Raw genomic sequence first — 13,542 nt, 5'->3', positions numbered from 1 at the left:
TGGGCGAATCGTTTCTGCACCTCCTGAGCAAGAAGTACCCCCCACACTCCCGGCACCACCCACAACTCCATACCGGCTCGACTCGCACAGCGTTCGCACCACCTCCAAGACACCCACGTCCCTGCCGACGTGTTACCCGACCGGAGGAAGCCGTGGCCCACACGCCCAGGTTTCGCAAAGATGCAGTCGCAGTACCGGAGGAGAAGCACCCGGTCGACGAGACCCTGCCTCCTCTGAAGATGTTCACGAGCGGCCTCCAGCACGTGGCCGCCATGTACGCGGGTGTCGTGGCCCCGCCCATGATCGTCGGCCCCGCCGTCGGACTCTCCGCCACCGAGACGGCGTTCCTGATGGGCGCCTCGCTCTTCACCGCCGGCCTCGCCACCCTCCTCCAGACCCTCGGTTTCTGGAAGATCGGCGCCAAGCTCCCCTTCGTCAACGGCGTTTCGTTCGCCGGAGTGACCCCGATGATCGCCATAGGCAAGGGCGAGGGCGCGGACGCCATCCCCGTCATCTTCGGCGCGATCATCGTCGCCGGGGTCGTCGGATTCCTCGCCGCCCCGTACTTCGGGAAGCTCGTCCGCTTCTTCCCGCCGGTCGTCACCGGCACGGTCATCACCCTGATCGGCGTGTCCCTGCTGCCGGTGGCCTTCAACTGGTCGCAGGGCGGCAACCGGACCGCCACCGACTACGGCTCGATGAAGAACATCGGCATGGCGGCCGTCACCCTCGTCATCGTCCTGCTGATGCGCAAGTTCCTGCGCGGCTTCCTCCAGCAGATCTCGATCCTGCTCGGTCTGGTGGCCGGCACGCTCATCGCGCTCCCGCTCGGGATGACCAGCTTCGACGCCGTCAAGAACGCCTCGCTGGTGGGGTTCCCGACCCCGTTCCACTTCGGCGCCCCGCAGTTCCAGGTCGCCGCCATCATCTCGATGTGCATCGTGATGCTGGTGTGCATGACCGAGTCCACCGCCGATATCCTGGCGCTCGGCAAGATCGTCGGCCGCCCGGCGGACGCGAGGACCATCGAGGGCGGACTGCGCGCCGATACGCTCGGCAGCGCGCTCAGCCCGCTGTTCAACGGCTTCATGTGCAGTGCCTTCGCTCAGAACATCGGGCTCGTGGCGATGACCAAGGTGCGCAGCCGGTTCGTCGTCGCAGCGGGCGGCGGCATCCTGATCCTGCTGGGCCTGTGCCCGATGGCGGCCTCCGTCATCGGAGTGGTCCCGCTGCCGGTGCTCGGCGGCGCCGGCATCGTCCTCTTCGGCTCGGTCGCGGCCAGCGGCATCCAAACCCTGGCGGGCGCGGCCATGGAGAAGGGCGAGAACGCCCTGATCGTCGCCGCCTCGGTGGGCATCGGCCTGATCCCGATCGCGGCGCCGGAGTTCTACCACGCGTTCCCGAAGGACCTGCTGGTCGTCCTGGACTCGGGCATCAGCACGGGCTGCGTGGTGGCCATCGCGCTGAACCTGGCCTTCAACCACTTCGGCGCCCAGCGCGCCGGGGCCGCCGCCCCGGAACCGGTCCCGGTGCACTGACCCGGTCCCCGCGGGCCGCCGACGGCCGGTGCGCACGCCACCCACTGCGGGTGTGGCGTGCGCACCGGCCGTTTCCCGTCAGCCGGCCGGGCCGGCGGCGGCCGGAGGGGTCCAGAGCATGAGGTTGCTCATCAGTTCCGCCTGCTCGATCGCGTCGTCGAGGGCGTGGTGGGTGTGGCGGCGGGCGGAGAGCAGTTCGCGGGGCATCCGGCCCTTGACCGCCGCGCGCAGCGGGACGCGCGCCTTCGCCGCGTACAGGGTCTTCATGTCGAGGCAGCCGGAGTGCCCGAAGGGGCTCTCGCCGCCGAAGCTCATCAAGTACCAGTACAGGAAAGTCCAGTCGAAGGAGGCCGGGTAGCCGCACATCACGGGCTGCGCCCCGGCCTCGGCGGACACCTCCCGCACCCACGCGCGGAACTCCGCCATGGCCGCCGCCGGTTCGGCGCCCTCGCGCAGCAGCCGGTCCCGGTCGAGCCCGCTGACGGCGAGCGCCCCGGGCACGTACTGGTCGCTGATCGGCCGCAGTTCCCGGTAGAAGGTGTGCAGTTCGGGGTCGGCGGCCGTATACGAGGCGCCGTCCTGCCGCCCCGCGACGGCGGCCCCGAAGCTGATCATCGAGTACGGGCCGGGGATCGGGCCGTCGGCCTCGACGTCGACGGAGACGTACAGGCTGGGCCGTGCGGTTCGGGCGGGCATGAGCGGGATCATGCCAGCCCGAGCCGCTGCGATCATCCGGTTTCGGGCGGGCGGCGGTCCCTACGCCGCGGCCTCGGTCCGCGAGGGGGTCCGGGGCGCGGTCATCCGGTCCACGATCCGTACGACCGTGCGGCGGCTCGCGAACCGCCCGCTGAGGGTCATGATCTTGTTCAGCGCCCCGGAGACCACGCTCGGCGGCGGGTTCCGCCGGTCCAGCGCCTTCAGCGCGGTCCGCACGACCTCCTCGGAGGTCTGCATCTTGGTGCCGCTGGCGGCGTCCTCCGTGCCGACCACGTCGAAGAACTCCGTCTTCGTCGCGCCGGGCGACAGCGCCATGACGCGCAGCCCGGTGCCCCGGGACTCCTGCCAGAGGGCCTCGGTGAAGCTGAGCACGAAGGCCTTGGACGCGCCGTAGACGGCCATGTTCGGGACGGGCTGGTAGGCGGCCGCGCTGGCGAGGTTGACCAGTACGCCCTCGCCCCGGCTGCGCAGCGGGCCGATGAACGCCCGGCTGATGTCGACGACGGCCGTCACGTCGAGGGCCACCTCCTGGCGGACCCGCCGCGGATCCTCCTCGTGGAAGGGGCCGTGCGTGCCGAAGCCGGCGTTGTTGACGAGGCTGGAGACCGTGATCCCGCGCCGCTCGACCTCGGCGGCGAGCAGCTCACCGCACCCGTCGACGGCCAGGTCCATGACGATCGGCTCGGCCGTGACGCCGTGCGCCGCCGACAGCTCTGCGGCGAGGGCCTTCAGGCGCTCCTCCCGGCGGGCGACGAGCACCAGGTCGGATCCTCGCGCCGCGAGCTGCCGCGCGAACTCGGCGCCCAGGCCCGAGCTCGCGCCGGTGATCAGGGTGGTCCTGCCTCGGTAGTCGACCGCGTTCACAGTGGCTCCTGCCCATGGATGACGACATCTGTCATCACTGTATGTCCGTGTGGCAGTCACTGCCAAGCGGACAGCAAAGGTCAGGCTGGCGGTCCGCCTATATGCTGGCCCGATGGGGACAACCGCAACGCAGCCGAGCCTGTGGGACCGCTCCCGGCAGGCCGTGGTGGCGAGCATCTTCGACACGGCCATGAGGCTCTTCGCCGAGCAGGGGTACGAGGCCACGACCATCGCGCAGATCGCCAAGGAAGCGGGCATCTCCCAGCGATCGCTGTTCCGGTACTTCGGCACCAAGGAGGACATCGTCTGCGGCGAGCAGGAGGAGCTCGGCGAGCTGCTGCGCGCGACGGTGGAGGCCCAGCCCGCCGAGGCCACTCCGTGGCAGGCGCTGCGCGCCGGTTTCGAGGTGCTCATGGAGGCGCACGGCGACCCGGGGCAGCTGCTGGAGATCACGACGCTGATCTTCGACACCCCGCCGCTTCGCGCCCGTTACACGCAGAAGCGGCTGCGCTGGCAGGAGCTGGTCCAGCCCGCCGTCACGGCCAGGATGCCCACCGGGAAGGGCCCGGTCCCGCAGGTGCGCGCCGCGGCCGTGACGGCCACGGTCTTCGCCTGCGTGGACGCGGCCACCGAGGCCTGGGTGCGCAGCGGCGGCAGTGCCGACCTGGCGGCCCTGTACGACGAGGCGCTGGCCGCCGTACGCGGCTGAGGGCGGCCCCGGGCCGCCGTGCGGAGCGGCCGTACGGACGGGAGGGGGCGCCCGCGGAACTCTCCGCGGGCGCCCCGGACCCGGAACGTACGGCTCAGGGGGCGGACGTCAAGAACATGCCCGTGTGGTCCGCTCCGGCGGTGTTCTTGCAGCTGGAGGCGGAGTTGGCGGGCTGGGCCACGGCGAGGTTCAGGCAGCGCCCGACCGCCAGCTGGCCGAAGTAGTTCGGGTGCATGGACTCCTGGACCAGGCCCTGCGTCTCGCTGCTGTCGATCCAGCGCGCCCACTCGCTCGTCTTCGCCGACGCGGGCGCCGAACTGCTCACCAGCTTGCTGGCCTTCGCGCACACCTCGCGGCCCTGCATCATGTCCCGCAGGTCCAGGAACTGCACGCCCTTGGCGGCGGCGACCGCCTTGAGGCGCCCGGCGATCTGCGGCACGAGGGAATCGCGCGCCCAGTCCGAGTCCCGGTTCCAGAACGGGCAGCCGCCGGTGTTGAGCCGGCTCCAGTCGCTCTGCGTGTACCGGTTCTCGGCGCCGCGGGGGATCGGCGACGGGTAGGACTGGAGCACGATCCGGTACGAGGAATCGGTGTACCCGGCGGTCCGCATCACGGCGCGGATCTCGTCCACCGACTTGCCGACGTTCGCCATCACCCCGTCCATCTTCTCGTCGACGCCGTACTGCTGGTCGTCGTAGCAGTACGAGCCCCACAGGACGAAGTCGAGGGCGCAGTCCTTGATGATGTCGGCGAAGCCCAGGTCGTTGCCGCCGATGGACAGGGCGATGACCTTGACGTCGTTGGTGCGGGCCACGGCGGCGAGCTGATCGGCCTGCGGGGCCTCGCCCTTGAAGGGGACGCCGCCGTTGGAGGCGCGGAAGACGTTCTCGGAAACGGCCCCGGAGCAGGCCAGGTTCACGGCCACGTCGGCGATGGCCCCGGCGCTCTTGACCTCGGCGGAGTCGGAGCGGTGGCACCCCCCGGCGGTGGCGCCGTACACCTTGGCGGGGTCGTAGGTGTTCCCGGAGACCCATGCGCGGTCCGTGCCGGTCCGGTTCCCGCTGTTGGTCAGGCTGTTGCCCTTCCAGCGCCCGGCCTCGCCGGAGATGTAGCTGTCGCCCATGGACACCACGGCGGTGGGCCCGGTCCCGGGACTGGCCGCGGAGGTCCCGGCGGAGCCGGCGACCAGCGCGCCGACGGCGAGCGGCAGAACCATCCCGGCCCCGGCGAGTCGTCGCGCTCGACTGCGGGCCCGGTCCTTGCTGGCGGTGCGGAATCCGATCACGGCGGAACTCCTGCGGTCGGCCATGGCAATGCCGAAGAGAACTCCGGTGCATGGCTGGGGAAGTGGGGGTACCGCCGGCCGGTGGCATCGGAAAGGTGACATGCAGCACGTTGTTACCGCTAGGTAGCCGCAGATTACGATGACGTAACGACCGACCGGTCGTTCGGTGTCCCAACATTCCGCTTCCGCGGCCCGGTTCGGCCGGCGGCGCCGGCCCGCGCTGCGCAAAGGTCCGTGGTCGCCCGCACCCGAAAACACCTCCGCCCCCGGGCCTGGGGCCCGGGGGCGGAGGGTGGGGAGTCCGGCCGCTGTGCGCGTCGGTCGGACTCGGGTCAGCCGACGAGCTGGTCGTAGGCCGGGAGGGTGAGGAAGTCCGCGTAGTCCGCGTCCAGGGAGACCTGGAGGAGGAGGTCGTGGGCCTGCTGCCACTTTCCGGCCGCGAAGGCCTCCTCGCCGATCTCGGCGCGGATCGCGGCCAGTTCCGCGGTGGCGATCTCGCGGGTGAGGTCGGCGGTGGCCGTCACGGGCTTGCCGTCGTGCTCGAACACGACGCCGGCGTTGATCCACTGCCAGATCTGCGAGCGGGAGATCTCGGCGGTGGCCGCGTCCTCCATCAGGCCGAAGATGCCGACCGCGCCCAGGCCGCGCAGCCAGGCCTCGATGTAGCGGATGCCGACCTGGACGGCGTTGCGCAGGCCTTCGTACGTGGGCTTGGCGTCCAGCGAGTCGATCGCGATGAGCTCGCCGGGCGCCACCGAGACGTCCTCGCGCAGCCGGTCCTTCTGGTTCGGCTTCTCGCCGAGGACCGCGTCGAAGGAGGCCATCGCGATCGGGACCAGGTCGGGGTGGGCGACCCACGAGCCGTCGAAGCCGTCGCCCGCCTCGCGGTCCTTGTCGGCCTTGACCTTCTCGAACGCGACCCGGTTGGCCTCGGCGTCCTTGCGGGACGGGATGAAGGCCGCCATGCCGCCGATGGCGTGGGCCCCGCGCTTGTGGCAGGTGCGGACCAGGAGTTCGGTGTACGCCCGCATGAACGGGGCCGTCATCGTCACCGCGTTGCGGTCCGGGAGGACGAACTTCTCCCCGCCGTCACGGAAGTTCTTCACGATCGAGAACAGGTAGTCCCAGCGGCCCGCGTTCAGGCCCGCTGCGTGGTCGCGCAGCTCGTAGAGGATCTCCTCCATCTCGTACGCGGCCGTGATGGTCTCGATCAGGACGGTCGCGCGGACCGTTCCCTGCGGGATGCCGACGTAGTCCTGCGAGAAGACGAAGATCTCGTTCCAGAGGCGCGCCTCCAGGTGCGACTCCGTCTTCGGCAGGTAGAAGTACGGGCCCTTGCCGAGCTCGATGAGCCGCTTGGCGTTGTGGAAGAAGTACAGGCCGAAGTCGACCAGCGCACCGGGGACCGGGCGGCCCTCCGCCTGGAGGTGGCGCTCCTCCAGGTGCCAGCCGCGCGGGCGCATGACGACGGTCGCGAGCTGCTCGGCCGGCTTGAGGGCGTACGACTTGCCCGTGCGCGGGTCCGTGAAGTCGATGCGGCGCTCGTAGGCGTCGATCAGGTTGAGCTGGCCGAGGACGACGTTCTCCCAGGTGGGGGCGGAGGCGTCCTCGAAGTCGGCGAGCCAGACCCTGGCGCCCGAGTTCAGGGCGTTGACGGTCATCTTGCGGTCGGTCGGACCGGTGATCTCCACACGGCGGTCGTTCAGCGCGGCCGGCGCCGGCGCGACCTTCCAGTCGCCCTCGCGGACCTGTGCGGTGTCCGGGAGGAAGTCGAGGTGGGAGGTGCGGGCGATTTCGGCGCGGCGCTCGGCGCGGCGCGCGAGCAGCTCGTCGCGGCGGGGCGTGAACCGCCGGTGGAGCTCGGCCACGAACGCGAGGGCCGCCTCGGTCAGGACTTCGTCCTGCCGGGGCAGGGGCTCGGCGTCGACGATGGCCAGCGATGACGGCGCTGGTGCGGACATATCTGTCACTCCTTCAGCGGCGGTGCCTGGCGGCCGCGGGGGAATGCTCGCGCAGGGCGGCACGCAGTGCCGCCGGGTGTGGAGAGTTCCGGGATACGGTCGCGGGCGCCGTCTGGGGGTTCAGGGCGCTTCTGACCAGTGGATAGTAATTTCCTTATGGTGGAAGTTCAATGGTTTGTTGATGTCGAGATTCTCCGAGTCGACACAATCGGGCGCCCGGTGGCCCTCAGTGCCACCGTCGTCACTACCCGCTCAACTCTCGCCCATCCGCCGCTCAAGCGAGTCGTGCCAGGTCGGGCGGGGTGTCGATGTCGAAGGCCTCGGCGATGTCCCCGCACTCCACCAGCGTGAGCTCGTCCGCGTGATCCGTCAGATGCACCCGCGCGCCCTTGTCCCCGGTCGCCGTCGCCGCGATGTCCGCCCAGCGGTCCGCGCCGAAGAGCACCGGATGCCCGCGCTCCCCGCCGTACGCCGCCGCCACCAGGCTCGCGGGGGAGCGGTACGCCTCCCGGACCCGGGCCACGGCCGCGGGCCCGATGCCCGGCTGGTCCACCAGTGAGACGAGGGCCGCGCCGGCGCCCGTACCGGCGAGCGAGGCGAGGCCGACGCGCAGGGACGAGCCCATGCCCTGCGCCCAGTCGGGGTTGTCCACGATCACGCAGCCGCTCAGGTCCGCACGCTCGCGGACCTCGGCCGCGGAGGCGCCGAGCACCACGTGCAGCGGGCCGCAGCCCGCCTCGCGCAGCACCCGTACGGCGTTCTCGACCAGCGGGCGGCCGCGGTACGGGAGCAGGGCCTTGGGGCGGCCCCCCAGGCGGCGGCCGCCGCCGGCGGCGAGGAGCAGGCCCGCGATCACCGGGCTCGGGGTCGAGTGCGTGATGGGAGACATGTCAGTGATTCTCGCTCCTGCCGTGCGGTGCGCGGGCGGCGCTCCAGCAGGCGTCGTACGGCGGCCAGGGCGGGCCCGAGGCGCAGCGGCTCGGAGATCCGGTTCTCGGCGGCGGCCGCCAGGGCGCGCTCGTCACGGTCGGTCAGCGGGGTGCGCATTGCCGTCTCCTTGCCAATCGGGGGCCAATACCGCGAGTCTGGTCCTCGATTGGTCTGGTCGGCAGAGCCAATCAGGGGAGGTTGGCATGGCAAACGGGCGAGTCGTCCAGACGGCGGACAGGACCATCGGCAGTCGCCAGCTCGCCGCGCTGCTGCCCCCCGGGGTGCTGGCCCGCCCCGGCTACCGCTCCCTCGCCGACGCCGTGCGGACGCTGATCCTCGACGGCCGGATCGCCCTGCACGTACGGCTGCCCGCCGAGCGCGAGCTCGCCGAGGCGCTCGGCGCCAGCCGGGCCACCGTCACCGGGGCGTACGACCTGCTGCGCGAGAGCGGCTACGTCCGCAGCCGGCGCGGCTCCGGCACCTGGACCGAGCTGCCCGAGGGCCACGGCCCGGTCGGCGCACACCTGCCGGCCGGCACCGGCGGCTACCTCACCGACGGCGATCCCGGGATCGACCTGGCCATCGCCGCCCTCGGCGCCCCCGAGGACAGCCTCACCGAGGCCCTCGCCTGGGCCGCGTCCCGACTGCCCGGGCTCGCCCGCAGCCCCGGGTACCGCCCCTTCGGCCTGCCCGACCTGCGCGGCGCCGTCGCCGAGCGGTTCACCCGGCGGGGCCTTGCGACCCGCCCCGAGCAGATCCTGGTCACGGCCGGGGCGCAGCAGGCGTTCTCGCTGGTCGTGAGCCTGCTGTGCGGGCCCGGGGACCGGGTGGTGACCGAGAACCCCACGTACGCGAACGCCCTCGACGCCCTGCGGCACGCGCGGCTGCGCACCGGCTCGATCGCGGTGTCCGACACGGGCTGGGACATGGAGATCGCCGAGTCCACGCTGCGCCAGACCGTGCCGAGGCTGGCGTACGTGATCCCGGACTTCCACAACCCGACCGGCCTGCTGATGCCGCCGGAGCAGCGGCTGCGGCTGCTCGCCGCCACGCGGCGGACCGGGACGTGGCTGGTGGTCGACGAGACCATCGCCGACATCGCCCTGGACGTTCCCGCGCCGGCGCCGCTGGCCTCACTGGCGCCGCGGGGCGGGGCCGAGCACGTGGTGACGATCGGCTCGCTCAGCAAGACGCACTGGGGCGGGCTGCGCGTGGGGTGGGTGCGCGCCCCCGCGAAGATGATCACGGAGTTGGCGGCGGTGAAGGTGGCCGCGGACATGACGGGGTCGGTTCTGGACCAGCTGGTGGCGCAGCCGCTGCTGGAGGGGCTGGAGCGGACGCTGCCGGCGCGGCTCGCGCAGCTGCGGGGGCAGCGGGATGCGCTGGTCGCCGCGCTGGAGCGGCACGTTCCGCAGTGGTCCTGGGTGCGGGGGCCGGGCGGGCTGTCGCTGTGGGTGGACCTGGGGGAGCCGGTGAGCTCGGCGCTGGCCGAGCGGGCCGGGGCCTGCGGCGTGCACATCGGGCGCGGGGCGCGGTTCGGGGTCGACCCCGGGACCTTCGAGCACCGGCTGCGGATTCCGTACACGCTGCCGGAGGACCGCCTGGACGAGGCCGTACGCCGCCTCGCGGCCGCCTTCCACGACGGGGTCCCGCTGGCGCCGGCGGTGGACCGGCCGCACTGGGTGGCGTAGTACGCCGGGCGCCCGGGCCCAGGGGCTACGGCGTGCGGATCAGGCGGCGGGAGGTGGCCGTGGCCACCGCCGAGGTGCGGGAGTCGACGCCCAGCTTCGCGTAGATGTGGACCAGGTGGGATTTGACCGTGGCCTGGCTCAGGAAGAGCTTCTTCGAGACCTGCTGGTTCGACAGGCCGTCCGCGACCAACTGGAGCACCTCCAGCTCCCGCTTCGTCAGCGCCTCGGCCGGGGTGCGCATGCGGTCCATCAGGCGCAGGGCCACCGCCGGGGCCAGTGCCGACTGGCCCGCCGCCGCCGTGCGGACCGCCGCCGCCAGCTCCTCCGGCGGGGCGTCCTTGAGCAGGTAGCCCGATGCGCCCGCCTCGACCGCCGCCAGGATGTCCGCGTCCGTGTCGTACGTGGTCAGGACCAGGACCCGGGGCGCCCCGGCCCGGGCCGTGATCGCCGCCGTCGCCGCCGAGCCGTGCATGCCCGTACCGAACTGGAGGTCCATCAGGACCACGTCCACCGGCTCGGAAGCGGCCAGTTCCACCGCCCGCTCGGCGGTGGCGGCCTCCGCGACCACCGCGAAGTCCGGCTCGGTGTCCAGGACCGCGCGCAGCCCGGCGCGGACCACCGGGTGGTCGTCGGCCAGCAGCAGGCGGATCGTCATCAGGAGGCCCCCAGGGGCAGTGGCAGGGTGACGGCCACGGCGGTGCCCTGGCCGGGGGAGGACTCGACCGTGAACAGGCCGCCGAGGGTCTCGGCCCGCGAGCGCATGGCCGGCAGCCCGAACCCGCCCTCGCCGGAGGGGGCCGAGGAGGGGTCGAAGCCGGTTCCGTCGTCCACGACGTCCAGGGTCACCGAGGCCTCCATGAAGGTCAGGGTGATCTCGGCGCGGCCCGCGCGGGCGTGGCGCACCACGTTGGCCAGCGCCGACTGCGCGATGCGCAGGAGGGCCACCTCGTACGGGGTGGGCAGGACCCGGGGCGCGCCGCTCAGGCAGAACCGCACGCGCGGCCCGGGCGCGGCCGCGCACAGCCGCTCCAGCGCGGCGGCGAGCGAACCGTGCTCCAGGTCGGGCGGGGTGAGGGCCCGTACGAAACGACGCGCCTCGGCGAGGTTCTCCTGCGCCGCCTCCCGGGCCCGGCCGATGTGGTCCAGGGCCGGGGCGTCCTGCGGAAGTGTTCGTTCCGCCGCGCGCAGCAGGAGCTGGATCGAGGAGAGGCCCTGGGCCAGGGTGTCGTGGATCTCGCGGGCCAGGCGTTCCCGCTCCGCCAGGATCCCGGCGTCGCGCTCGGCCGCGGCCAGTTCGGCGCGGGTGGCGATGAGTTCCTCGATCAGCTCGCGGCGGCGTTCGCTCTCGCGGTACAGCGCCTGGTAGCCCAGTACGGTCGCCACCGCCACGGCCCCGCCGAGCAGCGGCCCGAGGAACGCCCCCGGCGAGAGCGCGCCGCTCTGCGCGTGCGCCAGAAAGCCTCCGATCGCCGCGCACGCGGTCACCGCTACGGCCGCGATCCCCCAGCGCAGCCGCAGCAGGTGCAGCTCCAGGAAGTACAGCGGGAACGCGATCCACAGTCCGTCGGGGGAGACCACCAGCAGCGCCGCCCAGGCCGCGCCCAGCGCGGCCAGCCACACCGCCGCGGCCCGGGGCGAGCGGTGGACCGCGGGGGCCAGCACCCCCGCCCCGTACACGGCGGCCAGCACCGCGCAGGCGGCGACCACCCAGCCGGCGCGCGGCGCGGAATCGGTGACGGCCCGCCCGGCGGCCAGCGCGAGCAGCCCGAACAGCAGCGCGTGCAGGCACAGGCGCAGCACGCGCGTCACGGGCGTGAGGGGGCGGGGAGCGGGGGATTGCGGATCAGCCATGGCCCGACCAGCGTAAAGGCGGGCCCGCGGCCGCCGGTCAATCGAAAGTTTGATGTCCGGATGCGTCCTTCGATACCAGGATCGCCACCGCGGCGCGATGCCCCGGACCCACGCCGGGGACCAGGGTGGGGACCATGTTCGTCGCATGGAGAGATCTACGGTTCGCCAAGGGCCGTTTCGCCCTCATGGGCTCCGTCGTACTGCTGATCACGCTGCTGGTCGGCCTGCTGTCCGGGCTCACCGCCGGCCTGGCCCGGGAGAACACCTCGGCCGTCACCGGGCTGCCCGCCGGCCACCTCGCCTTCGCCGCGCCCGCCGGGGACCGGCAGGTGTCCTTCACCGGCTCCCAGGTGCCGGAGAAGGCCTGGCGGGCCTGGCGTGAGCAGCCCGGCGTGAAGTCGGCCGAGCCCCTCGGAATCCGCACCACCAACGCGTCGGCCGGCGCCCGCACCGCCGCGGTCTCCGTCTTCGGCGTCGACCCGGCCGGCCCCCTCCCGCCGCGCGGCACCGGCCTCGCCCGGGGGCGGGTGGTCCTCACCGAGAAGGCGGCGAAGGAGCTCGGCGGGCCGGCCGCCGGCGACGAGCTGAGGATCGGCCCGCTGGAGCTGACCGTGGCCGCCGTCTCCGGCACCGCCGCCTACAGCCACACCCCGGTCGTCTGGATGGACATCGACGACTGGCAGCGCATCGGCAACCCCGGCACCTCCGTCGGCGCCCTCGCCACCGTGATCGCGCTCGACACCGCCGGGTCGGCGGACCTCGCCGCCGGCGACCGGGCGGCCGGCACGAAGGTCCGCACGATCGACGAGGCGCTCGGCGCCATAGGGTCCTACCAGGCCGAGAACGGCTCGCTCCAGCTCATGCGCGGCTTCCTCTTCGCCATCTCGGCCCTGGTCATAGGGGCCTTCTTCACCGTCTGGACGATCCAGCGCAGCGGCGACATCGCCGTGCTGAAGGCTCTGGGAGCCTCCACCCCGTACCTCCTGAAGGACGCCCTCGGGCAGGCCGTGGTCATGCTCGCGATCGGCACCGGGCTCGGTACGGCGATCGCCGCCGGGTTCGGCGCGCTGATCAGCGGGGGCGACGTGCCCTTCGTCCTCGACACCGCGACCGTGCTGGCGCCCGCCGCGATCATGATCGCGCTCGGCGCGCTCGGCGCGGCCCTGTCCATCCGGCGGATCACCGCCGTCGACCCCCTGACCGCCCTCGGGAGTGCCCGATGACCCTGCTCGTGCACGACGTCACGCTCACCTACCCGGACGGCGAGAGCCGGCTCACCGCCCTCGACCGGGTCCGCCTGGAAGTGCCCGCTGGCACGCTGACCGCGGTGATCGGGCCCTCCGGTTCCGGCAAGTCCAGCCTGCTGGCCGTCGCCGCCACCCTGGTCACCCCGGACTCCGGGCAGGTGGTCGTGGCCGGCCAGGACACCGCACGGCTGAGCGCGGCCGAGAAGTCGGCCCTGCGCCGGGAGAGGATCGGCATCGTCTTCCAGCAGCCGAACCTGCCGGCCTCGCTCACCGCCGCCGAGCAGCTCCAGGTGATGGCCCACCTGTCGGGCCGCCCCGCGCGGACGCTGCGCCGCCGGGCGCTGGAGCTGCTGGACGCCGTCGGGCTGGCCGACAAGGCCGGCAAGCGGCCCCACCAGCTCTCCGGCGGCCAGCGCCAGCGCGTCAACATCGCCCGCGCCCTGATGAACGAGCCGGCCGTGCTCCTGGTCGACGAGCCCACCAGCGCCCTGGACCACGAGCGGGGGGCGGCCGTCCTCGACCTGCTGGTCACCCTGACCCGCGAGCGCTCCACGGCGACCGTGCTGGTCACCCACGACCACGCCCACCTGGAGCGGATGGACCGGACGGCCACCATGACCGACGGCCGCCTGACGGAGCCGGCCCGGGAGGAGTCCGGGCCGAAGACGGTCCCGGCCGCCTGAGCGCCCGTACGTACGGCAAAGGCCCCGGCCCCGCGCGTCAGCGGGGCCGGGGCCTTCGTACGTCCG

The 13,542-nt window shown here is 72.8% G+C and carries 13 protein-coding genes; 5 read left to right on the top strand and 8 right to left on the bottom strand.

Annotated features, from left to right (window positions below; genetic code table 11):
• Positions 1–152: 152 nt before the first annotated feature.
• Positions 153–1,538 (top strand): nucleobase:cation symporter-2 family protein, encoded by a 1,386-nt coding sequence (locus AB0M92_RS27170; RefSeq protein WP_366104917.1) that lies wholly within the window; start codon positions 153–155, stop codon positions 1,536–1,538.
• A gap of 78 nt (positions 1,539–1,616) precedes the next feature.
• Here the strand turns inward: AB0M92_RS27170 and AB0M92_RS27165 are convergent, their stop codons facing one another.
• Together AB0M92_RS27165 and AB0M92_RS27160 are read right to left on the bottom strand one after the other, a co-directional pair.
• Positions 1,617–2,234 carry a 3'-5' exoribonuclease gene (locus AB0M92_RS27165; RefSeq protein ID WP_366104916.1) on the bottom strand — a complete coding sequence of 206 codons (618 nt, stop codon included), beginning with the start codon at positions 2,232–2,234 and terminating at the stop codon, positions 1,617–1,619.
• 60 nt (positions 2,235–2,294) lie between these two features.
• The gene (locus AB0M92_RS27160; protein WP_366104915.1) at positions 2,295–3,119 is read right to left on the bottom strand and encodes an SDR family oxidoreductase; all 825 of its coding nucleotides are present in this window, start codon (positions 3,117–3,119) and stop codon (positions 2,295–2,297) included.
• A gap of 112 nt (positions 3,120–3,231) precedes the next feature.
• On the opposite strand from AB0M92_RS27160, the gene AB0M92_RS27155 reads away from it, so the two are divergent.
• Positions 3,232–3,828 (top strand): helix-turn-helix domain-containing protein, encoded by a 597-nt coding sequence (locus AB0M92_RS27155; protein ID WP_366104914.1) that lies wholly within the window; start codon positions 3,232–3,234, stop codon positions 3,826–3,828.
• 94 nt (positions 3,829–3,922) lie between these two features.
• Here the strand turns inward: AB0M92_RS27155 and AB0M92_RS27150 are convergent, their stop codons facing one another.
• The 4 genes from AB0M92_RS27150 to AB0M92_RS27135 form a co-directional block, all read right to left on the bottom strand.
• Complete coding sequence (locus AB0M92_RS27150; RefSeq protein ID WP_366104947.1) at positions 3,923–5,044, bottom strand: GDSL-type esterase/lipase family protein; 1,122 nt, start codon at positions 5,042–5,044, stop codon at positions 3,923–3,925.
• A gap of 401 nt (positions 5,045–5,445) precedes the next feature.
• Positions 5,446–7,074 (bottom strand): malate synthase A, encoded by a 1,629-nt coding sequence (aceB, locus tag AB0M92_RS27145; RefSeq protein WP_366104913.1) that lies wholly within the window; start codon positions 7,072–7,074, stop codon positions 5,446–5,448.
• A 274-nt stretch (positions 7,075–7,348) separates the two neighbouring features.
• Complete coding sequence (locus AB0M92_RS27140; RefSeq protein ID WP_366104912.1) at positions 7,349–7,963, bottom strand: nucleotidyltransferase family protein; 615 nt, start codon at positions 7,961–7,963, stop codon at positions 7,349–7,351.
• On the bottom strand, positions 7,927–8,121 hold the full coding sequence (locus tag AB0M92_RS27135) for a hypothetical protein (protein ID WP_366104910.1): 195 nt from the start codon (positions 8,119–8,121) through the stop codon (positions 7,927–7,929). The genes AB0M92_RS27140 and AB0M92_RS27135 overlap by 37 nt, the downstream gene beginning before the upstream one ends.
• An 86-nt stretch (positions 8,122–8,207) precedes the next feature.
• Here AB0M92_RS27135 and AB0M92_RS27130 point away from each other — a divergent pair, with 86 nt between their 5' ends.
• Complete coding sequence (locus tag AB0M92_RS27130) at positions 8,208–9,695, top strand: PLP-dependent aminotransferase family protein (RefSeq protein WP_366104909.1); 1,488 nt, start codon at positions 8,208–8,210, stop codon at positions 9,693–9,695.
• 25 nt (positions 9,696–9,720) lie between these two features.
• On the opposite strand, the gene AB0M92_RS27125 is transcribed toward AB0M92_RS27130, so the two are convergent.
• Entirely contained in the window at positions 9,721–10,350 is a 630-nt protein-coding gene (locus AB0M92_RS27125) for a response regulator transcription factor (RefSeq protein WP_366104908.1), read from the bottom strand.
• Positions 10,350–11,546 (bottom strand): sensor histidine kinase, encoded by a 1,197-nt coding sequence (locus AB0M92_RS27120; RefSeq protein ID WP_366104907.1) that lies wholly within the window; start codon positions 11,544–11,546, stop codon positions 10,350–10,352. The genes AB0M92_RS27125 and AB0M92_RS27120 overlap by 1 nt, the downstream gene beginning before the upstream one ends.
• Positions 11,547–11,680: 134 nt before the next feature.
• Between AB0M92_RS27120 and AB0M92_RS27115 the strand changes: the two genes are divergently transcribed.
• Positions 11,681–12,769 (top strand): ABC transporter permease, encoded by a 1,089-nt coding sequence (locus AB0M92_RS27115; protein ID WP_366104906.1) that lies wholly within the window; start codon positions 11,681–11,683, stop codon positions 12,767–12,769.
• Positions 12,766–13,476: an ABC transporter ATP-binding protein gene (locus AB0M92_RS27110; protein ID WP_366104905.1), complete on the top strand. Its 711-nt coding sequence runs from the start codon at positions 12,766–12,768 to the stop codon at positions 13,474–13,476. Before AB0M92_RS27115 ends, AB0M92_RS27110 begins: the two co-directional genes overlap by 4 nt.
• Positions 13,477–13,542: the final 66 nt, after the last annotated feature.

The organism is Streptomyces sp. NPDC051582, assembly GCF_040681715.1.
GTDB lineage: Bacteria > Actinomycetota > Actinomycetes > Streptomycetales > Streptomycetaceae > Streptomyces.
Note: the sequence above shows the minus strand (reverse complement) of the source record. Positions and strands in the feature narration are given on the sequence as shown.